The sequence below is a fragment of the Paenibacillus enshidis genome (assembly GCF_042136365.1).
Lineage (GTDB): Bacteria > Bacillota > Bacilli > Paenibacillales > Paenibacillaceae > Paenibacillus > Paenibacillus enshidis.
In genome coordinates, this window is the sequence record NZ_JBHHMI010000024.1 from 35,874 (window position 1) to 58,799 (window position 22,926).

Annotated in this window: 18 protein-coding genes; 4 read left to right on the forward strand and 14 right to left on the reverse strand. The window is 50.9% G+C overall.

Annotated elements, in window-relative coordinates; genetic code table 11:
- Window positions 1-3: 3 nt before the first annotated feature.
- From ACE41H_RS20150 to ACE41H_RS20170, 5 genes are all read right to left on the reverse strand, one after another.
- Window positions 4-801 carry a glycosyltransferase family 2 protein gene (locus ACE41H_RS20150; protein WP_375357355.1) on the reverse strand — a complete coding sequence of 266 codons (798 nt, stop codon included), beginning with the start codon at window positions 799-801 and terminating at the stop codon, window positions 4-6.
- A 235-nt stretch (window positions 802-1,036) separates the two neighbouring features.
- Window positions 1,037-2,146, reverse strand: a complete 1,110-nt coding sequence (tnpB, locus tag ACE41H_RS20155; protein ID WP_375357356.1) for an IS200/IS605 family element RNA-guided endonuclease TnpB — start codon at window positions 2,144-2,146, stop codon at window positions 1,037-1,039.
- A 44-nt stretch (window positions 2,147-2,190) separates the two neighbouring features.
- On the reverse strand, window positions 2,191-3,294 hold the full coding sequence (locus ACE41H_RS20160) for a glycosyltransferase (protein WP_375357357.1): 1,104 nt from the start codon (window positions 3,292-3,294) through the stop codon (window positions 2,191-2,193).
- Window positions 3,295-3,503: 209 nt separating this feature from the next.
- Window positions 3,504-6,029, reverse strand: coding sequence for a beta strand repeat-containing protein (locus tag ACE41H_RS20165; protein ID WP_375357358.1), 2,526 nt, complete (start codon window positions 6,027-6,029; stop codon window positions 3,504-3,506).
- A 226-nt stretch (window positions 6,030-6,255) separates the two neighbouring features.
- Window positions 6,256-6,444, reverse strand: coding sequence for a hypothetical protein (locus ACE41H_RS20170; RefSeq protein WP_375357359.1), 189 nt, complete (start codon window positions 6,442-6,444; stop codon window positions 6,256-6,258).
- A gap of 578 nt (window positions 6,445-7,022) precedes the next feature.
- Here ACE41H_RS20170 and ACE41H_RS20175 point away from each other — a divergent pair.
- Window positions 7,023-7,310 (forward strand): hypothetical protein, encoded by a 288-nt coding sequence (locus ACE41H_RS20175; protein ID WP_375357360.1) that lies wholly within the window; start codon window positions 7,023-7,025, stop codon window positions 7,308-7,310.
- Window positions 7,311-7,487: 177 nt separating this feature from the next.
- Here ACE41H_RS20175 and ACE41H_RS20180 read toward each other — a convergent pair whose 3' ends face one another.
- From ACE41H_RS20180 to ACE41H_RS20195, 4 genes are all read right to left on the reverse strand, one after another.
- On the reverse strand, window positions 7,488-9,044 hold the full coding sequence (locus ACE41H_RS20180) for a recombinase family protein (RefSeq protein ID WP_375357361.1): 1,557 nt from the start codon (window positions 9,042-9,044) through the stop codon (window positions 7,488-7,490).
- Window positions 9,045-9,099: 55 nt separating this feature from the next.
- A complete protein-coding gene (locus tag ACE41H_RS20185; protein WP_375357362.1) occupies window positions 9,100-10,662 on the reverse strand; it encodes a recombinase family protein in 1,563 nt (520 codons plus the stop codon).
- 128 nt (window positions 10,663-10,790) lie between these two features.
- Window positions 10,791-11,681, reverse strand: coding sequence for a helix-turn-helix domain-containing protein (locus ACE41H_RS20190; protein WP_375357363.1), 891 nt, complete (start codon window positions 11,679-11,681; stop codon window positions 10,791-10,793).
- Window positions 11,682-11,905: 224 nt separating this feature from the next.
- The gene (locus tag ACE41H_RS20195; protein ID WP_375357364.1) at window positions 11,906-12,940 is read right to left on the reverse strand and encodes an alpha-helical endospore appendage domain-containing protein; all 1,035 of its coding nucleotides are present in this window, start codon (window positions 12,938-12,940) and stop codon (window positions 11,906-11,908) included.
- A gap of 235 nt (window positions 12,941-13,175) precedes the next feature.
- Here ACE41H_RS20195 and ACE41H_RS20200 point away from each other — a divergent pair, with 235 nt between their 5' ends.
- Entirely contained in the window at window positions 13,176-13,547 is a 372-nt protein-coding gene (locus ACE41H_RS20200) for an alpha-helical endospore appendage domain-containing protein (RefSeq protein ID WP_375357365.1), read from the forward strand.
- A 187-nt stretch (window positions 13,548-13,734) separates the two neighbouring features.
- On the opposite strand, the gene ACE41H_RS20205 is transcribed toward ACE41H_RS20200, so the two are convergent.
- Genes ACE41H_RS20205 through ACE41H_RS20215 form a run of 3 tightly spaced genes read right to left on the reverse strand, consistent with a single transcriptional unit; the run spans window position 13,735 to window position 17,231 of the window.
- Complete coding sequence (locus ACE41H_RS20205; RefSeq protein WP_375357366.1) at window positions 13,735-14,850, reverse strand: glycosyltransferase; 1,116 nt, start codon at window positions 14,848-14,850, stop codon at window positions 13,735-13,737.
- A 14-nt stretch (window positions 14,851-14,864) separates the two neighbouring features.
- Window positions 14,865-15,995, reverse strand: coding sequence for a glycosyltransferase (locus ACE41H_RS20210; RefSeq protein WP_375357367.1), 1,131 nt, complete (start codon window positions 15,993-15,995; stop codon window positions 14,865-14,867).
- 24 nt (window positions 15,996-16,019) lie between these two features.
- Window positions 16,020-17,231 (reverse strand): glycosyltransferase family 2 protein, encoded by a 1,212-nt coding sequence (locus tag ACE41H_RS20215; RefSeq protein ID WP_375357372.1) that lies wholly within the window; start codon window positions 17,229-17,231, stop codon window positions 16,020-16,022.
- Between the two features lie 250 nt (window positions 17,232-17,481).
- On the opposite strand from ACE41H_RS20215, the gene ACE41H_RS20220 reads away from it, so the two are divergent.
- Window positions 17,482-18,498: a hypothetical protein gene (locus ACE41H_RS20220; RefSeq protein WP_375357368.1), complete on the forward strand. Its 1,017-nt coding sequence runs from the start codon at window positions 17,482-17,484 to the stop codon at window positions 18,496-18,498.
- Between the two features lie 86 nt (window positions 18,499-18,584).
- Here ACE41H_RS20220 and ACE41H_RS20225 read toward each other — a convergent pair whose 3' ends face one another.
- A complete protein-coding gene (locus ACE41H_RS20225; RefSeq protein ID WP_375357369.1) occupies window positions 18,585-18,905 on the reverse strand; it encodes a hypothetical protein in 321 nt (106 codons plus the stop codon).
- Between the two features lie 460 nt (window positions 18,906-19,365).
- On the opposite strand from ACE41H_RS20225, the gene ACE41H_RS20230 reads away from it, so the two are divergent.
- The gene (locus tag ACE41H_RS20230) at window positions 19,366-21,072 is read left to right on the forward strand and encodes a DUF262 domain-containing protein (RefSeq protein WP_375357370.1); all 1,707 of its coding nucleotides are present in this window, start codon (window positions 19,366-19,368) and stop codon (window positions 21,070-21,072) included.
- Between the two features lie 53 nt (window positions 21,073-21,125).
- Here ACE41H_RS20230 and ACE41H_RS20235 read toward each other — a convergent pair whose 3' ends face one another.
- Window positions 21,126-22,220: a threonine aldolase family protein gene (locus ACE41H_RS20235; RefSeq protein ID WP_375357371.1), complete on the reverse strand. Its 1,095-nt coding sequence runs from the start codon at window positions 22,218-22,220 to the stop codon at window positions 21,126-21,128.
- Between the last annotated feature and the right edge of the window lie 706 nt (window positions 22,221-22,926).

Below are 22,926 nucleotides of genomic sequence, written 5' to 3' on the forward strand. Positions count from 1 at the left end.
TTCTCATCCCATTCCCGGTAAGCCTGCAAGGAGGTAAAAATGCTGTTCAATGTTCTTCGCGGCAAAATCCTCGGCCGTATCCACAAACGTAAGCGCACCATAACAACGCCGATTGTCAATATACTGAGGAATCCCGGCCTTTCTCAACGTATCACTGAAGATCACATACTCAAAGCGATAGCTCTCATCGTCATACCGCACATATTTCAAAAAGTCCTTGCGAACTAAATAAGTGCAATGAACGACTTCGACCTGAATCAAGCCTTTGACTAAACCGAAAAGAATTTCATTGTATTGCTCGGAAGGTTTTAAATACCCGTTCTTATCGGTCAGATGATGATAATTGGAGTAGAGGGCTTCCAGCCCATCAGCAAGCCTCAATAAAGGCCCGATCACCGGCATCTTGGTATTCAACAAGCTTTCAATCGTGTCCGGTGCAATGAAATTATCGCAATCCGCCACAAAATAGTGAGTGCCTCGATCCATCGCCCACTGTACGGATTCTTGTCTGATCTTTCCCAACGCTTTAAGCTTGAGCGCGTTCCAGTCGTGGGGAGCGTAGTCCTGTACCGGCTCCTCGATATCGCTGTCGTCGAAGTACACCTCATGATAAGCGTCCCTCACCCGATCCGCCCAGTTTCTCAGAACCTCTGCAGTGTGATCGTTGTTGTTGTTCGTCCGGATATAGAGATTAATTCGGGAGGAGGGGTAAGTTTGCCGTTCAATCATATTCAAATACAGAGGTAAAGCATGCGCCTTATCCTTGGCCAGTATAGCTATGGTTAACAAATCCTGGGACATTCGCTGTTCTCTCCTTGTTTTAAGATGGGATACCGGTCGATCTTGTCAGATGCCTTAAGAGTTCGTTATCACCCCTAATATATGCCCAGGATAAGGAGATTGTTCCCTGCTTTTGTATGGCATTTTGAACCTCCCATGGCTAAAGCCACGAGATTCTTGGGTAGTCCGTTCTACTGAACAGAATTCGTACATGATGTACTACCAAGCTATCCCCGCAGTTCCTGCGGTTACTTCGCTAGTCAGACAGGAACAGGAGCCTTTTGCCTTCGGCAAGAATGTTCTTACTTGCATTGAGAGCTTGATCATGATGATGGTGGCATCCCGGGCATACCCACTCCCGCAGACGAAGATCTTCGACCTCATGATTGTGATATCCACAACATGAGCAAAGCTGAGAAGAGGCAAAGGTTCGGTCTACGGCAACGATCCTGCGTCCATACCACTTGGCCTTATATTCCAACATCACTCTAAATGGATACCAGGACACTTCGTCAATGGCTTTGGCCAGTTTGTGATTCTTCATCAGGCTGGACACCTGCAAATCTCCCATCGCAATCAGGTCGTGGTTTTTGACAATATGCGTTGAAATCTTGTGCAGATAGTCTCTTCGGGCATTGGCCATGCTTTCATGAATGCGAGCTACCTTTACCCGTTGTTTATTCCAGTTCGAAGAACCTTCCACACGTCTGGAAAGAATGCGCTGTTCACGAACGAGCTTTTGTGCCATGTTCCGCAGGGATATCGGATTCTCGAACACTTTGCCACTGGACAGGATCGCAAAATCTTTTAAACCAGCGTCAATGCCTACTTCCTGGTTTGTTTTTGACAGGGGCTTTACGTCTGTTTCTGCTAATAGCGAAACAAAGTATTGGCCCGAAGGATTACGTCTGATCGTGGCATTGATAATGCGACCTTCCACTTCTCTTGACTTGGCAAGCCTCACCCACCCTAATTTGGGGAGTTTCAACTTGTTGCCTTGGATCGAAATATTGCCATGGGTGTAATTGGTTTGATAGGACTGGACAGGATTCTTTTTGCTCTTGAATCGGGGGGCATTATTTTGTTTCTTGAAATATCGACCAAAAGAATCCGCCAGATTCTTTAGGGCATTTTGCAGGGAAAACTTATCCGGTTCCTTTAACCAGACGAGTTCTTGCTTCAATTTCGTTAATTTAGCGGAGCATGTGGCATACGATAATCCTTTTCCTGTGCTGCGGTAGGTGTCAATCCATAATCCCAAAAAGTGATTAAATACAAAACGGCAACAGCCTATTGTCTTGTGGATGAGAACAGCCTGATTCTGGTTGGGGTAGATGCGAAATTTATAGGCTTTATGTACAAGCATATTCCCACTTCACTTTCTGATCTTGAATGTTATCTTTTAAACCTTTAAAGATGAGGTTGTTCCTGAAATGCAACCCTTGTATCACCGGCCATCAGACTTGCCAGGGTAAAATACAGGTCCGCGTGCTTTGCATTTCCAGAGGATGCGTACAGCTGGCCGAGATCCCGGCATGTTAGATATGTCCCGTGTCCCGCTATGCTCGGATATCCCTCCTCGGCCGGACCAATTCGAAGCGCATTCCGCAATGTATCAATGGCCCTGCCGGTTTCCCCCAAAGCATCGTGGCCAATCGCACTTAAATGATACAAATCCGTAAAGCCGGGAAAACAGGCAATGCTTTCCATACAGGTATGAACCAGATCACGATAACGCCCCAGGTCTGCCAGAGTAATGAGCCTGTATTTGTGCCCACTGGCCAGTATCCCCTGTCCGGAATTTCCCGCCCTGCTCAAAAATTCATTAAAATGGTAGAGAGCTCCCTCCAGATCGTTCATTCTGTATAGCTCAACGCCCAGATAATAAAAATAATGCGGATATTCCGGATACTCCGCCACGGATTGCTGAAGCAGCTTTACATTGCGGCGGACTTTATCCTGATCAACTACATTTTGGGCCAGATAACCGTAATGATGAACATGAATATCCACCTGTCCGAGCTGTATATGAGGATCGAAATCCAGCATATTGGGCAGAATCTGTTCGTGAATCCTCCCTTCAAAGCGGTATTGCGGCCGGTTCCGCACCATTCGGTGCAAATAATTGTACTCCAGGCCGCCTCCTTCAAGATGGTTGCAGAACACAAATTGAATGCCCTCGACCCGCTGCTCACGGATCGCATCCCGGGTCAGCAGCTCCTTGAGTTTGTCTGCTTCATCTACATCCATCTCTTCGTCGGCGTCCAGCCAGAGGATCCAGTCCCCTGTCGCCTCATCGAAGCTCCGGTTGCGGGCGTCCGCAAAGCTGTCCTGCCACGGCATCTGAATGACCTTGGCTCCAAAAGCCTTCGCAATCGCAACCGTATCATCCGTTGATCCGGTGTCCACAATAATGATTTCATCCACAATTCTCTGGACACTGCCGAGACATTTCGGAAGATATGTTTCCTCGTTCCTCACGATCATGCATAACGAGATGCTTGGTTTATCCATAAGAACACCTCTTTACTGTGGATACATCCCTCGTTCAGGAATGTGTGATGTGCAGTCTCATATTCATCTGTCACTCCATTGTATTCCAGGATGGCCCGTCTCAGACCAACATAGAATTCATATGACAAGCCACAATTCTCCGGACGGCCTAAAAAAACACCCTTCGGAACGGCATAAGCGTCCGAAGGGCAACCAATAATGATGCTTGATTAAGCTAGCTTGATAACAGATACAGCAATATTGTTAAAGCTGGTGGTTATATTTCCTTCGCTAGTCAGTGTCAAATTACCGGTCGTTGCACCGCTACTCACAATAGATCCTCCAGAGAGATTGTAATTTTCAAGGGTTGGATCGGCAGGCGGGTTAGTTATGGCAACGTTTGATTGTGTTCCTATAATTGGCGAGCCATCCAGTCTGAGTGTTGCAGCATAAATTCCTGGAGTCGGTGTATACACATTCGTGTTATATGAAACATAATACTGCTGGTTCGGAGCTAGAGTGATCGTATCACCATTGCGATTAATTGCTGTTCCGTTTGTAGTATCATTATCAAGCGGTATAATACCGGCTGGCGCCACTATAGGACCAGCTGGAGTTCGGTTCGTCGTAGCAGTTAGATTGTTACTGGTCACTGTTGGGCCAGTGGCGCCGGTGACGCCAGTTTGTCCTGTTGCTCCCGTGGCGCCGGTTTCTCCAGTCGCTCCGGTTGCCCCCGTGGCTCCGGTTGCTCCGGTTTCGCCTGTCGCTCCCGTGGCTCCGGTTTCGCCCGTTGCTCCTGTTGCTCCAGTTTCGCCTGTTGCTCCTGTAGCTCCGGTTTCGCCCGTTGCTCCTGTTGCTCCAGTTTCGCCTGTTGCTCCTGTAGCTCCGGTTTCGCCCGTCGCTCCCGTGGCTCCGGTTTCGCCTGTTGCTCCCGTGGCTCCGGTTTCGCCTGTTGCTCCTGTAGCCCCGGTTTCGCCCGTTGCTCCCGTGGCTCCGGTTTCTCCAGTCGCTCCTGTAGCCCCGGTTTCGCCTGTTGCTCCTGTAGCCCCGGTTTCGCCTGTTGCTCCCGTGGCTCCGGTTTCTCCAGTCGCTCCTGTAGCCCCGGTTTCGCCCGTTGCTCCCGTGGCGCCGGTTTCTCCAGTCGCTCCTGTAGCCCCGGTTTCGCCTGTTGCTCCGGTCGCCCCGGTTTCGCCCGTTGCTCCCGTGGCGCCGGTTTCTCCAGTCGCTCCTGTAGCCCCTGTCTCTCCGGTCGCTCCTGTGGCGCCCGTATCGCCCGTCGCTCCGGTTTCGCCCGTCGCTCCCGTGGCTCCAGTTTCGCCTGTTGCTCCTGTGGCGCCCGTATCGCCCGTTGCTCCCGTGGCGCCGGTTTCGCCTGTTGCTCCTGTAGCCCCGGTTTCGCCCGTTGCTCCCGTGGCTCCAGTTTCGCCCGTCGCTCCTGTCGCCCCGGTTTCGCCCGTTGCTCCCGTGGCGCCGGTTTCTCCAGTCGCTCCTGTCGCCCCTGTCTCTCCGGTCGCTCCTGTGGCGCCCGTATCGCCCGTCGCTCCGGTGGCCCCGGTTTCTCCAGTCGCTCCTGTGGCGCCCGTATCGCCCGTGGCTCCGGTTTCGCCCGTCGCTCCCGTGGCTCCAGTTTCGCCCGTCGCTCCCGTGGCTCCAGTTTCGCCCGTCGCTCCTGTCGCTCCAGTTTCGCCTGTTGCTCCTGTAGCTCCGGTTTCGCCCGTCGCTCCCGTGGCTCCAGTTTCGCCTGTTGCTCCTGTGGCTCCAGTTTCGCCCGTCGCTCCCGTGGCTCCGGTTTCGCCTGTTGCTCCTGTGGCTCCCGTATCGCCTGTTGCTCCTGTAGCTCCGGTTTCGCCCGTCGCTCCCGTGGCTCCAGTATCGCCCGTTGCTCCTGTGGCTCCGGTATCGCCCGTCGCTCCTGTTGCTCCAGTGTCACCTGTCGCTCCTGTGGCTCCAGTATCTCCTGTCGCTCCTGTTGCTCCAGTGTCACCTGTCGCTCCTGTGGCTCCAGTATCGCCTGTCGCTCCTGTGGCTCCAGTGTCACCTGTCGCTCCGGTGGCTCCAGTATCGCCTGTCGCTCCTGTGGCTCCAGTGTCACCTGTCGCTCCGGTGGCTCCAGTGTCACCTGTCGCTCCGGTGGCTCCGGTATCACCCGTTGCTCCGGTGGCTCCCGTATCGCCCGTCGCTCCCGTAGCTCCAGTATCGCCCGTTGCTCCCGTAGCTCCAGTATCACCCGTCGCTCCCGTAGCTCCAGTATCACCCGTCGCTCCCGTAGCTCCAGTATCACCCGTCGCTCCGGTGGCCCCAGTATCACCCGTCGCTCCCGTGGCTCCCGTATCGCCCGTCGCTCCCGTGGCTCCAGTATCGCCCGTCGCTCCTGTAGCTCCGGTATCCCCTGTCGCTCCCGTGGCTCCGGTATCGCCCGTCGCTCCTGTAGCTCCTGTCGGGCCCGCTGGCCCTACAAGATTCGTAGCAGCCAAAGCCGTTTCCAGTTTGTTGCTCAGCACCCAGTCTTTATTGATCGTTTCTTGCAACGTTTTCCGAATGCTTTCATTAACTGCCAATAAATCGCTGATGGAAGCAACCGGTGCTGACACACCAGGCAAGGTCCCCAGCACATATTGAAGCTTCTCGCCTTCAGCATTCAATATATGGCTGAGTCCCAGTTCTTCCATAGCTATGGAGGCAACAATTAAAGATATAGCATCATCTCTTGATACAGTGATCGTTGGCGTAATATTCGGCACATTGGATTGAGACACTTCTATCTCCCCTTTCGGTTCTGATAGTCTAATATATTCCAGCCCTAATTCAACAGTGTTAAGGCACTCGTCCGATTTCGGCCGATTTTGGAAAAATAGATGGAAAGGAAATGGGGAAAGAAGGCGCGCCCGCTATTGCGCCGTGTCAACAAGCCTGACCGCTTCGTAACAGCACCGATCGTTTTGACGACAAAAAGTCCACACCTATATGCTGCCGATGTGGCGGTTATGCCTGCCAGGGGGGATTTTGCTTGTGCCGGCTATGGTCTGCCTTCTGCGTTTGGCGTCCGACCTTCTTGTATAAATTGATAAACGCTTGTGCCATTAAACGAATATCAGGTTCATTCAGTTCAACACCGTATCCTTTCGGTCTGATGCTGTTCTTATGCTGTACCGGTTTCCTGTGTTCCCCCATGATGCTGCCCCTCCCCTTGTGTGGTAATACAGTGTATGAGGAGAAAGGCTGTCCAATTCCCTGGCTGCCTGAATTGCCGGTTGTTCCCCGAGGACAACAGTTGGGTCGAGTTTATGAGTCCGAAATCACTGTTGATTTATCTTCTAAAAGCTTCAGCAAAACGTTCTTTGATGAACTGACTGTTTTTCAGTCAGAGGGTTACAGCCGAGCAATTATAGAAAGACCCTTTTGGTTCCTTCACATACCCATAGTCCTCCTCCCGCACTTTTGAACTGGGTTAGTATGGGAATCCCAGGCTCCAAAATTACGTTTAAACAGCACCAGTTCGTGCCCAAGATCAAGCAGGATATCATACATTCTTTCCCGTACTCGTCTTAGCGAATCTTGGGCAACCGAGCTAATAAAAATCTTGGTTTTTGTGGACAACGCGAACCTCACATTCTATCACAGTTCGGCGAGTCTGGTAGCCAGAGTGAGGTTGGTGTGTTGTCTGGTGCCTTTCCATACAGCTTTGCACGATTATCCCTTTTGCTCAGAATGCGGGAGTTGAGGGTTGGAGGGCTAGAGGAAGAAACGATGTGGCAGAAGTTGCTGTACATGGGTGTGGCGATTCCGGCGCGCTGACTGATTGCGTGACTGGATCGGTGTGGGTCAGCATGAACGAGGACATCGGAAACATTCGGGTTCAAGCGACAACGAGGACCCGGGCCTTTTATGTTTTCGGGTCCTTGCTCCTCTCCCTTGTCCTAAACAGCGTAACAACAGGCATTTTTCGTGCCTCCGTTGGATCTGTTATTTTCTTTAACGTGCCTAAAGTATTTTCGGCCGCCGGGTCGCTGTTTTTTGTACCTGATCCAACGGGATAATCGTGCAAAGTCACCGGACAGCGAGTCACACGCCTTGCCATGATCGGTTATTGGCTTGACTGTCAAGCACGGATAATTCGGTGGAGTCCATAAAATGAGTTAACTTAACTTTCGCAGCATGAAATCGGCAAACACACAGTAATATTCACGGGTTTATAAAGAAGAGCGGCTAGATACTTAAAAATATTCAATGGTATAACTGAAGGGATGGACTTGACGTTCCGGGTTCCGGGTAGACAGCTTCCGGATTTCCTCTGGCATGGTCCTCATATAGCGGATTCGTTTGACAAACTGCTTCAAGGTCTCGTTCTGTTCTTCCGCCGTCTGGTATTGAAACTCCTCCAGCATCCGGATCGTATGCATCAGGCGGTTCGCAGAAGGTTGCTCATTCAAATCCCGCATTTGCTGCAGCACCTTCTCCCTGGTTTCCAGCAGCATTTGACTTTCTTCCGCCAAGGCTTGTCTTTTGCTGCTGAGCTCTTCGTGCGAGAAAATCCCGGACGGTGCCAGCCGTACAAGGTTGGACTGCTGCCGTTCGATTTTCTGAAGCTGGGCTGCATTCCGTGCCAGAGACTCCTGGAGGCCGGCGGAGATTTGTTCATGCTCTTGCTGCAGCAAATACAGAAGGTCGGCCTCAAGCCGCTGCTTGTAGGCCTGAATCTTCATGACCACTTCTTCTTCGAGGAACTCCAGTCGTATTCCCCGGTTATAGCAGTTCTCCATGCGATCAGGCAAAATATAACCGCAAGGCTTGAGCGTATATATCCCGTGCTTTTCCTTGCGGATGACCAGCTTTCTGCCACATATCCCGCAGAACAGCAGGTCTTTGAGCATCGTAACTCCTGTTTTGCCGGCCTGCTTCTCACGGGTGAGGATGGTCTGCGTACCGGGTTCCGCATGTTTCTGATTGACCTGCTCCCACTCCTCCGGCCGAATGATGGCGGGATGGGCATGATCCGTGATGATTTTATCCATTACCTCATATCTGTACTCCCCGTTTTCTCTGACCCGTTTGTAATTCTGAAAGACCACGGTTCCCTTATACACGGGATTCTGGAGGATCCTCTTGATGGTTGAGGGCCAGTATGTATCCGACCGTGACGGCTTATGGCCTTCGCGCTGCAAAATGTTCGCAATTTTACGGCTGCCAAAGCCTTCTTGATGCAGCCTGAAAATGTACCGTATCAGCTCGGCCTCGGGTTCGTGGATTTCAAGTCTCCTCGTTTCCGGATTCCGTCTGTATCCGTAAGCAGGCTTGCCAACCACATATTCTCCCCGTCTGGCGCGCTGAATTTTATTGAGCTTGTTCCTGCGGGCCATCATCTCATATTCCAGTATGGCGAAGAAAGAGCTCACATCGTACAGCAGCCGATCCTCCTGTGAGTTGGCCAGGTCAAATGTCTGGGAAGGGGTGATGATTTTAATCTCATGTTCGATGCAAAGCTTCTTGATCTGCTGCGAGACTACTCCGTTTCGTGAAAGACGGTCCAGTGACACCGCAAAAATGGCCTGATAGCGTCCAATATGGCCGATCAGCTTCTGCAGCTCGGGACGCGCTTCCAGATTGTGCTTGCCTCCGCTCACAATTTCCTCGTATAGCTCGAATTTGTAATTGTTTTCAGCACAGAAGCCCTGCATGAGTTCGCGATGGTTCTGCAGCGTATCTTCGTTCTCCCCCTTATCCCGTGATATACGCAAGTAGGTTGCTCCAAAGATCCCGGTTTCTTCATTCATGGTGTTTGCCTCCCAACTGTCCCTTTCCGGTTCGCCCTGAAGCTCATTCGGGGCTTCAAAAGTACTCAATCGTGTAGCGGAACGGATATTGCTCACGTTCACGGGTTCTTTCATGCAGAGCCTGGATTTCGTCAGGGAATACCCTTGTATAATTGATCCGCCGGATGAACTGCTTCAAAGTGATGTTCTGCTCTTCAGGCGTTTGGAAGGGAAATTGATCGAGCAAAGTCAGGATAGCTTTCACCTGCTCCCGCGCGGAGAAGGCCTCAAACTCCCGTATGTGCTGCAGAACTGTCTCCTTCATCTCCCGCAAAGCATTCTCTTGGTCCAGCAGACTTTTTTTCATGTCCTTTAACTCATCGTCTGGGAAAATCGCTTGCGCTGCAAGCTCCAGCAGATTGGCTTGCTGCTTCCTGTTTTCATTCATCTCGTATTCCAGGTGAACGAGCTGTTCCCGGAGTTCGGAGCACGGATTGAGCAGCTCTTGCCGCTTCAGAAGCCACAGTTCCCGCCGCAGCCGCTGGCGGTATGCCTGGATCTGCAACAGAATTTCTTCTTCCAGGAACTTCAGTTTCATGCCGTGATTCCCGCACGGATCCCCACTGTCCGGCAGCAGGTGCTCGCAGCGCCTGATGAAGAAATGAGCTCTGTTTCTTTCTTTTTTGATGACAAGCTTCCTGCCGCATACTCCACAAAAGAGCAGATCCTTCAGCATGGCGGTGCCCGACTTGACAGCGGCTTTCTCGCGCAGGATCATAGCCTGTTCGCTGCGCTGCGTACGTTCCCGGTTGGCCTGCTCCCACTCTTCGGGAGGAATGATGGCCGGATGGGCGTTGTCCGTCATGATCACGTCCGACACTTTGAAGGCATACTTTCCGTTCTCCTTGACTCGTTTGCGGACGTGCATGACCAGACACCCCTTGTAGACCGGATTTCCAAGCATCCTTCTCACAGTGGCCGTCGCGAAGCTGTGGCCAAGCTGGGGTTTATAACCTTCGCTGTTGAGCATGTCGGTAATCTTTCGCACGCCCAAGCCTTCGCTGTGAAGCTTGAAGATATAACGTACAACCTCTGCTTCCGGTTCATGGATTTCCAGTTTACGGGTGAGATGGTTTCTTCTATAGCCATAAGCGGGTTTCCCGTTGACATACTCCCCGCGCCGGACCCGCTGCGTTGTATTGTATTGGTTCCTGCGTCCGATCATTTCGTATTCCAGCGTGGCAAATATGGAGCTTACATCATACAGCACACGGTCTTCCAGGGAATTGCACAAATCGAAGGTCTGGGAGGGGGTGATGATCTTGATACCATTTTCCATACACAGTTGCCTGATTTGCTGGGATATCAGTCCGTTCCGCGAAAGCCGGTCCAGTGACACGGTAAAAATCGCCCGGTATTTTTCTATATTCTTCAGCAGCCGTTGCAATTGCGGTCTTTCTTCAAGCTCGTACTTCCCACCACTTACAATCTCTTCATAGGTTTCGTAGCTGTACCCGTTTTGCCGACAGAACGATGCCATGATTTCGCGATGATTCTGCAAGGTATCCTCGTTTTCGCCTTTATTCCGTGAAATTCGCAGATAGGTTGCTCCGAAAATCGTTGCGGTTGTATCGTTCATAGGTGGTGTACAACCCCCTTTATAATGTCGCCCGAAGCTGCCGGGTCGATCTATTTGCAGCCACTGTGCTCACGAAAATAGAGGGCTTCTCCAGTGCATGTTGAAGAAACCCTCCAGGTATCCCTGTCTTAATCATTCTCCTGAGGTTCTTCCTTGCTGCTGCCGGCCGGGTCCAGATTCGGGGTGTAGGGAGGTAAAAAGATAAGTGTCAGGCGCGGATTTTTTCGCAAATAAGGTTCGAAGCCGTTTACATGCTCCAGCCGGTTAAAGCCCATTACCGCAAACAGAGCTCCTGCAGGGTGATCGCGCAAAGCGTTCTTCAGAAAACGGATGCCGTCCAAAAAGCGCAGTTTCCCTTGACCCTCATGGGTGAACACGTTCCAGCTGTCCGATTTTTCAAGGTACCGGCCATGCTGGAGAAGATAATAGGGGAGCATCAGGGACTGGTCTTCGTACACAATGCGGCCTTTCCCGGCATGCTTGATCATGGACTTAAGCGTCGGAAACGTCACTCTTGTACAGCGTATATCCGTAATCGGATCAGCTGAAACGATCGTAAAATTCGCTTTCGTAGAATGGAAGCCCCAGCGCTGAAGCAGCTTGCTTATGCCCCGTTTGCTGTAGGACTGGCCATACTCCCTCATGATCCATTGCTTGATGAGATTGTTGTTCCAGCAATAATAATCGCCCAGCCCCACATCAAGCGGACGTTTGCGCGCCAGCAATGCCTTCAATTCGGCCTCTTGTGAAGCGCTAAGCTTGCGGGTAAGCGTGGCATAATAGGCTTCGCTCAGCCCATCGATTCCTTTGCTTTGATAAATGTCAATATAACTCTTGACCGTCTGTCTTGTACGCCCCAGCGACCTGGCGATGGACGTGAAATTTTCCCCTTCAAGATACAGCTTTACAGCCAGATAGCGCTCGTATATTCGACGATTATCCGTATTGTCCATCGCTTGGGTCAGCGCTTGCAATTCAATATCCTGATGTTTCACGTTTTCGACAACCTTCCGCTGCATAAATAAACCCATCCCCTGCCCAGGGACAGACTTGCGACTTGCTGGAAATGCGAAATGGATACTCTTCTGACACATATATATGCCTTACAAAAAGGAGTTATAACCAAAAACAGACTACTGAGGCGCCCTCAATAGTCCATTTCCGAGTGATGATGATCCATCTTAGGGCTGCTGCCGTTCTGTGCGGGCCTGTGGCTGCATATACATATATATGTGCATGGAAATCACTGGCTGATCATAAAGATGGACAGATGGCCTGCCGTGTTGCCTGCGATCGCACTCTGCAGGTAGCGTTCCGAATCGGAGCGGTTCGAGATGCTGATCCGGTCTCCTGCGTTCAGATAACCGACTCTGCTGGAGGAAAGGATGCCGTAGCTCGCATAGGTCGACGACCCGCTGTAAGGCTGGTCATTGATCAGCAGCGAGAACAGTGATGGCGATGGCTGCGACGGGCCCAGCGAGACATTCCATTCCATATAGTACATTCCAGGATTGTGGATGATGACCTCATCTTCATTATAGGTCATATCCGATACATCGCTTTCTGTCGGCAAGGTGAGATACACTTTACCGCAGCTTGGCACACACTGGTTGCAAATGCAGCAGTTGCAATGGCACTTTCTGCAGCAGCATTTTTTGCATTCGCATTGTCCTGGAGGCCCTTGCGGACCCTGTGGACCTGCCGGACCTTGATCGCCTTTCGGACCTTGATCGCCTTTCGGACCTGCTGGACCTTGCGAGCCTTCTGGACCTTGCGGGCCTTCTGGACCTTGCGGGCCTTCTGGACCTGCTGGACCTGCTGGACCTTGCGGACCTATTGCACCTTGTGGACCTATTGGACCCTGCGGACCTGCTGGACCCTGCGGACCTGCTGGACCTGCTGGACCTTGCGAACCTGCCGGACCTGCTGGGCCTGCTGGGCCTTGCGGACCTGTTGGACCCTTGGCGCCATTCGCGCATTTCACAAAATTCTTCAATGAATCCATCTTGTTCTGAAGAACCATTTCCGTCTTCATCACTTCACTAAGCGTCTCGCGCACATTACAGTTCAGTGCTGTAATTTCATCCAGACTCGGCGGTGGATTGAGGCCGCCTCCCGGCAGCGTGCCCAACGCGTACTGAATCTTCTCTGCTTCGGCATTGATGATATGGCTCAGCCCAAGCTCTTGCATGGCGATCGATGACAATATCAGGTCTATTGCTCCGTCTCTTGTAAGAGAAATGTAAGGTGTAATATTGGGAATGTTTGCCTGCGACATTTTTACACATCCTCTCTCTTGCGATAACTTCTTAATCCGGCGGGGTGGGTTAAGTCCTAGGATAATGTATGTAGCTTTTGCTGAATGTGTTATTGATTTTTATTTATAAGAGGGGTAATAGTACAAGTGGAGCAGCTTATATACTAAACCATCGATAGTAGCGTTTACCCTATGGGGAGGTGAAGCCATTTACGTATCATTGCGACCATAACACATTTTAAGGAGGAATTTACCTGTGTCTTATCCTACTATTCCGAATATCACCCCTACGATCACAGTCGACCACAGCGGTGCCGTCAACCTGCTGCTCGTGTCCATGGCGATGGAAGAAATCAGCCTCAGCCATATCATTAACGCCGAAGCCGAGAATATCCAGCATGTTGTCGGCACTCTGCATGGAACAGGCACAGCCGCCTCGATTGACGACATCCTGAAGGTCAGCAAGGGTGTGCGCCAGACGCTGACAGAGGTCGTTCGCAAGGAACTGCTGCTGCAAATGAAGCTGGAAACCGTGCTGTCCAGCATCTCTCCTGGCTCAAACGAAACCCCGACTTATCCGCCTGACCCAACATCAGGTGAGGGTACATTTAACACTACATACCGTTAATCGTCCTGTCCCGACGATCATGTTCAACATAACAATGATTTTACACGACTGCCAACGAAATGGTCGCTGGCAGTCGTTTTTTTGTCTGTTGAAGCAGATTTGAAAAAATGTCCAGCGCGGCAAGCACCTCGTGGGCGCTTCCACACGCTGAACCTTTATTCAAGAGTTACTCACTTTCTAGGTTATACTATGCTTTCTCAATCTCCGGTGTGCCTTCTCCCCTGACAAAACGCGAGCCCAGTACACCCATGAAATATTTGCGGTTATAGAGCATGCTCGGATGCTGCGGGTTGAAGGCCAGCGCTTTCTCGTTATGCTCGCTGGCCAGCTCTTGCTGCCCAAGCTTGTCATAACAGAGGCAAATCTGCAGATGAGGATACCAGGTGGTGATCATCCTGCTGGTCATCGCCATCGATTCCGCCGACACCTCCATTTGGTACGCTTGCTTATACCAGTAGATGGCCACCTGATGATGGCCCAAATGCAGAAAGATATCGCCCAGATTAGAGCAATATTCCGGCCTTGGCGCATCATACCACAGCGACCGGCTCATAGCGGCGACAGCTTCTTGATACCGCTCCATTCTATTGTAGCAATCCCCCATTTTCAGGCAGGCCTGGATGTTATCCTCCACCCACCCTTGCCTCGTATCCAGAAATTTGTTGTAGTATTTAATTGCTTCCTCGTTCCGTCCGTTATCGCGCAGCTCATTGCCGAAATAGTACAGATCGCGCGGCGTGAACTGCTCCCCCCTTCGTTCCCGGGCCAGATAAATTTTCAGATTGCGGTCTGTATGCGGCTTATCCTTAAAATGAGCCACCGCCACATCGCTATTGAGCATAGGTCCGTCCGTGATCAGCAGCTCATGCACCGGCCCCTCCCACTTGAAATTGCGGGATCTGCGCACCAGCCGGAATCTGCGCATACTGAACGTCACGTTGCCTGAAGCGTCGAAGGCCAGATTATACGGCATGGTCACCCGGTCAATCTCCGGAGCCAGGGTACGCTTCAGCTCCTTTAATTTCTTCACACTGGCCTCGTCGATCACATCATCGGCATCCAGCCACATGATGAACTCCTTCGTCGCCTTGCTGAAGGAAAAATTGCGGGCGGCGGCGAAATCGTCGACCCATGTAAAATCATAGACATGCTCCGTATATTTCGCGGCGATTTCTTTCGTGCGGTCGGTCGATCCGGTATCCACAATCACAAACTCGTCCACTGCTTCCCGGATGGCGGAAAGGCAGCGGTCCAATCCTTCTTCTTCATTTCGCACAATCATACATAAGCTAATTGTAATCATCGTGACTCTCCTCTTCAGTTCTCTGGGGCAGATCCGGCTACACCCAGATTCTGCAGCGCTTCCCTGGCCTGCTCCATCGTATCCGACAGCTCCAGCGATTTGCGGTAGGCCTGCTCCGCCTTGGGCAGATTCTCCATCAGCTCATAACAGCTGCCGATATAATACCAGGTCAGGAAGCTGCCCGTTCCGACCATGGTCAGATAGGAAGGATGATCTTCATCCAGCGTGAGACAATACTCGAAGGTTTCGATGGCCTCGGTAAATTTTTGCATGCTCATCAGAATGACACCTTTATAAAAGTGCAGGTCTACATAGTCCGGATACAGCTTGATGGCCAGCTCAATGCCGGGCCACCCGCCCTCATAGCTGCCAAGGGCCATAAGTATGGAATACTTCAGCTTATAAAATAAGGAAGGCGGTTTTCTCCGGGATTTCAGAAAGCTTGCAATCGATACATTCACCCGTTCAAAGGCTTCAGCTAACTTCTCGCTGCGGTAGAGCTCGCTTGCATAATGATAATCGAGCCATGGATCATGGTTTTCGGCCTCCAGCGCTTTTTCCAGCAGCCGCAAATTCCGTTCTTTCTTGCCTTTCTCTTCGACGGTTTCTTCCAAATAACCGTAGTGATGCAGGGTCACGGGCAGCATAAATACGGAATTCCTGGGCAGGTCCAGGGCCTCGATATCCAACTGCTCATGAATCGCCCCCGCAAAACGCAGCTGCGGATCGTTACGGAACAGGCGGTATTGATTCATAATATGGGAGCGGTCATAGCTCACCGGGAAGGTTCCATAATAATTCACAACCTTGATCCGGCCGAAGAAGCACTCCTGTTGTGAAAGGACGTCCCGCAGATGCTCCCTGCCCTCTGCATCCACCTCTTCATCAGCATCCAGCCAGAGGATCCATTCTCCCTTGGCCTGCTCCAGTCCGTAATTCCGCGCATCCGCAAAGCTGTCGTTCCATTCGAAATCATGGACGGCCGCTCCAAACTCCTGCGCGATCTCTTTCGTCCGGTCTGTTGACCCGGTGTCGACGATAATGATTTCATCCACCACGCCCTTAACGCTCTCCAGGCATCGCGGCAGCCACTTCTCTTCGTTCTTGACGATCATACACAGGGACAACAACCCTTCTTCTATCACCTGTACTTCACGCTCCTCTCCCGATCAGGATGGTTTCTCGACCGTAACCCCGAATAGTATGGTCGACAATTTACGGGCCGCCAGATCGCGCTTGATCATATAACGCTGCGCGATAGGCGCTAAATACTCATTTTTGTTCAAACCATCGCAGAAATCGACGGTAATCATGTCCGGACTGCCTTCCGTTGACAGCTTCAGCGCACGCAGGATGCGAATGTCCTTGTCTGACAGCACATCGCCCTGATATAACCACAGCACGTATTCGGACTTCATGTTTTCAAAGGCGTCGTAAGCGGTGTGGATCTTGTTGCCAGCCTCTGTCAAGGAATAAAATTCAGCGGAATAGGACCGGGCGATGTCACTGGTGGAGTCTGTGGAGCCCAGATCGACCACGATGGTTTTCTCCAAATCATTCGTCAAGGATTCGAGGGTCCGGGGTAAAATGCCTTCCGCGTTCATGACCACCAGACAGGCCGCAACGGAGATCTCCGGCTGATAAATAAGCTGATGAATATTGCTCCCCCATTTCCGGGTTGCGATCTCGGCGTTCCGATGCAGCAGCTGCGCAAGGTTGCTGCCAGGAAGCTCATTCTGGGTTGTCGCATGACCGACATGATGGATGAAGGAGTCCAGCGCCACCCGCATGCCGTATCCGCTGCGAAGAAGCCTCAGACTCAGGTCATCGTCCTCGTAATTGCCGAGCCCGTATATTTCGTCGAACAGACCGACTTCCTCAAGCACAGACCTTTTGGTCAGCAAACAGAATCCGACAAGTCTGCGGACCTCGGAATAGATGCCTGCATAGATTTCCTGATGCTGTCTCGAAAAGTCGTCCAGCCCCTCCAGTGTGCTGTACGACACACTGACCTGCTGGTGACCGCTGGAGTAGTTGGTCACAGGGCCGACCATGCCGATTCTGGAATCATCATTCAGCGCCCGCAGCAGATGGGTCATCCAATTCTCGGTCACCACCGTATCGTTGTTCAGAAACATGATGTAATCTCCGCTTGAGCGCTCAAATCCCTGATTGCATCCCCTGGCAAACCCCTTATTCTCCCCGTTCTCAATAAGATTCACATCCGGCTGCGAGCGCAGATAATCCAGTGTCCCGTCCGTGGAGCCGTTATCGACGAGAACTAGCTCATACGGCTCCCGAGTGTGGCATCGAATGCTCTCAAGACACGCCTGGGTCAGCGCCAGCTGATTCCGGGTTAAAATTACAATACTGATCAGAATAACATCGCCCCGCTTTCCTGGTTTATCCGTATGCTTGCACGCAAAATCATGTGTACGGAGACTTCTCTGCCGGTTCCCCTATATTTATAAGCGCGATGCTGCGGAAGGATGCCTGTTGACAAGACATTTCATTTAAAAAGGACCAGGGACAAAGACCGCCCTTCTCTTTTTCAGGGGATCGTGGTCTTTATCATGTTTCCTTCACATAGAATGAACCAGCTTTGAATCCGGATAGAAAGGTTGAGTGGACATGGAATTATTCGACAAGGCGGATCGCCTGGGCATGACATGGGTCTCCAACACGGAGGGACACAGCACGCTGCTCCATATAGAAGATCTCAGCTACTGCATCGTACGGGCAGTTCTGATCTGGTATTCCGAGCAGCCAGCATCCGCAGTGGAGATTGTGACAGGGAGCGACAGACTGACGGTGGAGCTGGAATCCGTATTTCAGGACAGATCCACCGGGCGTTATGTTCATATGAAGGACATTACATTCTTTGTACAGATGAACTCTGATTCTGAATATTCCATTACCCCTAAATCCGGTGATCCCGACTCGCTGGTCTGGCATCTTCCAGTCATCTACAACTGCCCCTTCCTTCCGCCATGCCATCTCTCGCTTCATGTTCAATCGGAGCCGGAGGCTCCGTTATGGGAGTCCTGGTTGGCCGGGCTGCCAGAAATTACGACCAGCCTGTCCCTGGCCTCCGAGCTGCATGTACTTGAAGGAACCACACATCAGACCTACCCGGACACCTTCGCACTGGAAAAGGGCCTGAAAAATCAGCCGTTATACCCCCGTGTGCGTAACGAGTCGCCTCATCCCTACCTGATCGCCCAGCGGGTGCTGGGTCGGGATGCTGTAATGAAGCTGGATCAATCTGCGGACCATGACGTTGTCAAGCTGGGAGACATCGTCACCAGCCGGACGGTCATCACCAATACCGGTTCGACGACCTGCATGTATGTCCAGTACCGGACCACATTGCCGCAGTGCGCCCGTCTGGTGCCGGGGAGCTTTATCATCAACGGGATTCATGTCCCGCTGGAGACGGATGCGATGAATGTCATTACGGTCATTCTGCGAAATATGCCTGTCGGGGACTTGCTGGACGTCTCCTTCCGGATGGACATCCATGAGGAGTCGGAAATCGAAAAGTTTTATATGAGCTCTGTGCTTGATTATCATCTTGAGCCGGTTGACAACCGCTTGCTGATCGGCAACCAGCCCAGCAATGTGGTGGAATTTATTTGGGGGGGATAAGTGGGGAGAAGGACTACAACTGCGACTGCAGTCAAATGGAAGAGAGGGGCAAGCCCTGGGCTTGCCCCTCTCTTTTTTCCGCTGGATCATTCCAGTTCTGCAGCCGGCTGCAATTCTCCTGATCTCGCAAGCTTGTTCAGGCTTTGCCGGATATGCTCACCTTCCGCATGTCCGGGCGCCGGGGCGGAGCCGGGTATATTTCTGGCTATCACCCATTTTCCACTCGGGGTATGGAAAACCTCAATGGTCGCATCCATTCCGGTATTATATACAACCAGTATTTTCCAATCACCCTCGACTCTTGCCATATCAAACCAGTTTTCTGAAATCGCCAATTGGCAGGAATAGTACAGGCCCTCAAATTCAATGCCGTTGGCTGTAACAAGCCCCATGCTTACATTTCTCAATACAATCATTCCCTCTCTGATAGATTATATTAAGAATGTATTCGGGCTTGGCCGGTTTATTCCAAATATTTGAAAGAATGAACTCTAACATATTTGGCAGCAGCTTGTCAGGAAAATGAATACATTTATTGTAAATTGATGCGCTTACATTACATGTCATTGTTTTTTTTGAATATTATGGTTTATGGGAAACTATTGTGCTAGAATAGGAGTATGGTCCTGCACCCTGCAGCATTATAGGTAAGACCAAGCGCTTATAGATAGAATCTCATTTTTGGCGTGGCTGTGCAAGGGGAACAATTGAATAACAAGTCCATACATATGACATCCGTGCTGATTGCAAAATTGGAGCGGGTGTTTTTATTTTCCATCTTGGTAACCGGATTTCCTTCTTGAACCGGTTTTTTACATAACGGTATTTTGGCCTGGACCATTTTATACTTAAGGAAGGTGAACACGATTGCCGGCAGGAACTATCGAAGCGGACAAGGAGTTTTTGCAGAAGGTTTTCTCGGAAAACTTCTGGTTTCTGATCCCTGAATATCAGCGGTCCTACGTGTGGAAAACGGACAATATCATCGAGCTGCTGGAGGATCTGTATTTTGCATTTATTCATAAGCCGGATAAGGATTACTTCCTGGGAACCTTGGTGTTAAAAAGATACAACATGAGCAGCTTCCCTGAATACGAGGTATTGGACGGGCAGCAGCGGCTAACCACCCTCTTTATCATGCTGGCTGTTCTCCGGGATATCATCAGCAATCAGCAGTTTAAGAACACACTGCAAAAAAAGATTTATCAGGAAGAAAACATTCTGGAGAACATTCCATCCCGGTCCAGGATTACTTACAAAATCAGGGATAATGTGGAAGGGTTTATTCACGGGTTTATCATCCAGCCGGAAGGCACGACACAAACGGCTGCACTGAAGTTGTACGCGGACAGCAGCAATGACAACCTGTCGATCTCGAATATGGCTAACAGCGCACTGGTTATGCGTGAGTTCTTCCTGCGGCAGAAGCAAACAGGCAGCCTGGAGGAGTTTCTGAAGTTTGTCTTTAACAGGGCCCTCTTCATCTACGTCTCCACGGAGAATACGGAGGATGCGTTCCGGCTGTTCACGATTCTGAATAACCGCGGCATCCCGCTGACCAACGCCGATGTCTTGAAATCGCAGAACATTGGGGCGTTGCCGACGGAAAGGGAAAAGAACAAGTATGCGAAAATATGGGAAGAAATCGAAGGCAAGCATGGACATGATTTTGACCGTTTCCTGCAATTCTTAAGGAGCATTCTGGTTCAGGAAAAGGCCCGGGCCAATCTGCTGGAGGAATTCAACGACAAGATCTATCACCTGGGCTCTTCGCAGCTCCCCCTGCTCCGTTTAGGGAAAGAAACGTTCGATTTTGTTAACAAATATAACGACATCTATGAACAGATCATTGAGCTGCAAAACGAGCATTTAAACAACAGTATTAAGAATCTGCTGACCATCATGAAGATCGGCTTCCGTTCAGAGGAATGGGTGCCCCCATTGATGCACTACTATGCCAAATTCGGTCTGGGCCGGCTGGGAGAATTTCTGAAGAAGCTGGAGTACAAATTCACCGGCGACTGGGTATGCGGCGTGACGCCCACCACCCGGCTGGAGGCTATGAATAACATTTTGAAAGCCATTGACCAAACCCCGGAAAGCCGTCTGCATGATCTGCTCGGCAATCCCGCCCTTTTCAAGATTGATGCAGAGGAGTTCAGAAGAAACATCCAGGGAGATGTGTACAAAAAGCAATACACCCGGTATTTGCTTCTGAAGATCGAATTTTTGTCGGGAGACAACACGGTGCATTTATCCAATTACCAGTACATTACAGTGGAGCATGTACTGCCACAAAATCCGCCAAGAAACAGCCAATGGGTCAAGGACTTCAGTGAAGCGGACCGGAGATATTGGACAAACCGGCTCGCTAACCTGGTGCTGATCAGCCAGAAGAAGAACAGCGCTTTAAGCAACCAGGATTTTGAGAAGAAGAAGACCATTTATTTAAAAAACAGAATTGACGCGTTCCGGGCCAACAAAATATTCATCGAGCAAAATTCGACCTGGACACCGCAAGTGCTAAGGCGAAGGCAGGACGATCTGACGGTTCTGCTGATGAACTCTTCCTGATCAACAAGCAAGAGGGGCGGATGGATATTCGCCCCTCTGCTAAATTAAACGATTTACCCTAATAATGTACGAAGCTTCTCATCCAGCATTTGAAATGCTGCCTTAAGCTTCTCTTTGGGCATTTCCGCATACCGGTCCCCGATGCTGACCTCATACTGGCATGAAGTGTCAGCAGCAGTGAGATAACCGGTCAGGCCGACCCCTGTCGCTTTATAAATCTCCACCAGCACAGGCTCAAGCTTCTCCTTCGGCACATGGGCATGAACATGAAACATGTTGGATACAGGCACCTCCGGAAGAGTGGTTATGCCATGACACTCGTTGTACAAGGCAGCCAGTTCCTTGGCTTCACGGTAATATTGCTGCATTTTGTCCTGCCGCAGGTTGAAATAATAATCAGCACTCAGGATATAAGGATACAGGCTGATCAGATCACCGCCATGACGCCTTTTCCACACCTTGGACTCTTGGATAAAGTCGCGTTCCCCCGCCAATACAGCCCCTGCAATCCCTCCAATGCCTTTATAGACCGATATATATACACTATCGAACAGGCTGCTGATCTCTGCGGCTGTCTTCTGATAATACGGCGTGACCTCCAGCAGACGCGCTCCGTCCATATGCAGCTTGATGCCCTTGCTGCGGCAGTATGCCGATATAGCTTCAAGCTCCTCATACTCGGGCAGCTGTCCACCGATTTCACGCTGCGGAAGTTCAAGCAGCAGACAGGCGATGTCCTCCGGCATTTGCCGGACATCCTCCAGCTGGATCAGCCGGTCTTTGTCTGCGAGCAGCACACTCTCGATATGATGCAGCTCCTTCAAGCCGCCCTCCTCATGGATTTCCAGATGGCACAAGGGATGGTACGCAACTCTTTTCAGCTTTTTTCGGTCACACCAAATCCGCAGGGCAATCTGCTGGGCCATCGTTCCGCTGGGAAAAAACACGGCTGTTTCCTTACCCAGCATGGCGGCCATCTTGTTCTGAAAATCCTCAATGACCTGTCCCGCTCCGTAATGGTCGCTTTCCAGCGTGTCTTCCACTACATCCAGCGCATCCTTGAGCACCTGAACATTTCGCTTGCCATGACCAGGCAGACGATATTCCGCCTCATTGAAGGCCTTCAGCAGCAGGTTTTTGTCGTTCATTTCTCCATTCTCCTCTCAAATATACATGCTGATAGCGAATGTTCAGACATTTATATGACAAATGTAATTCTATCATCCACCTCTTTTCTGGTATAACAAAAACATCTATCGAAGTACTAATATCTCAACTTTCGCAGAGCCCAGATCCACTTCAACCTTTGTAGCTACTGGGTTCTTAGGAATTCGACTCTCCTTCTAGTGCTGGACAGTCGGGCCGCCTGCCGATCGTGGCAAGACATGTGATACTCTCTTTTCAGGAGCTTTGCACGATTATCCCGTTGGATCAGGTACAGAAAAACAGAAAACCGGAACCGAAAATACACTTTAGGCACGCTAAAGAAAATAACGGATCAAATGAGGCACGAAAATGCCTGTTGTTACGCGATTCAGGACCATCGAATGGATCTATTATCTTTTGGATCGTGCCTTATGGAGAAGCACATCGGTTCGAGGTCATGAGACGTTCTTTGGAGAAAGCAGAGCGTTTAGGTGATGAAACCGACCGAGAGAGAAGGAGGGAGCGGAGCAAGGCACCGAAAAAAATAAAAAGACCCTGGTCCTCGTTGCCGCTTGAACCTGAATTTTTCCGCTGTCCTCGTTCATGCTAACCCACACCGATCAAGCGACGCACCTTATGCTCACCTTTCCTCGTTCAAACCCTGCGATCAGGCCGCAGCCGCAAGAGGCTGAACCGGTTGGCGTGCGA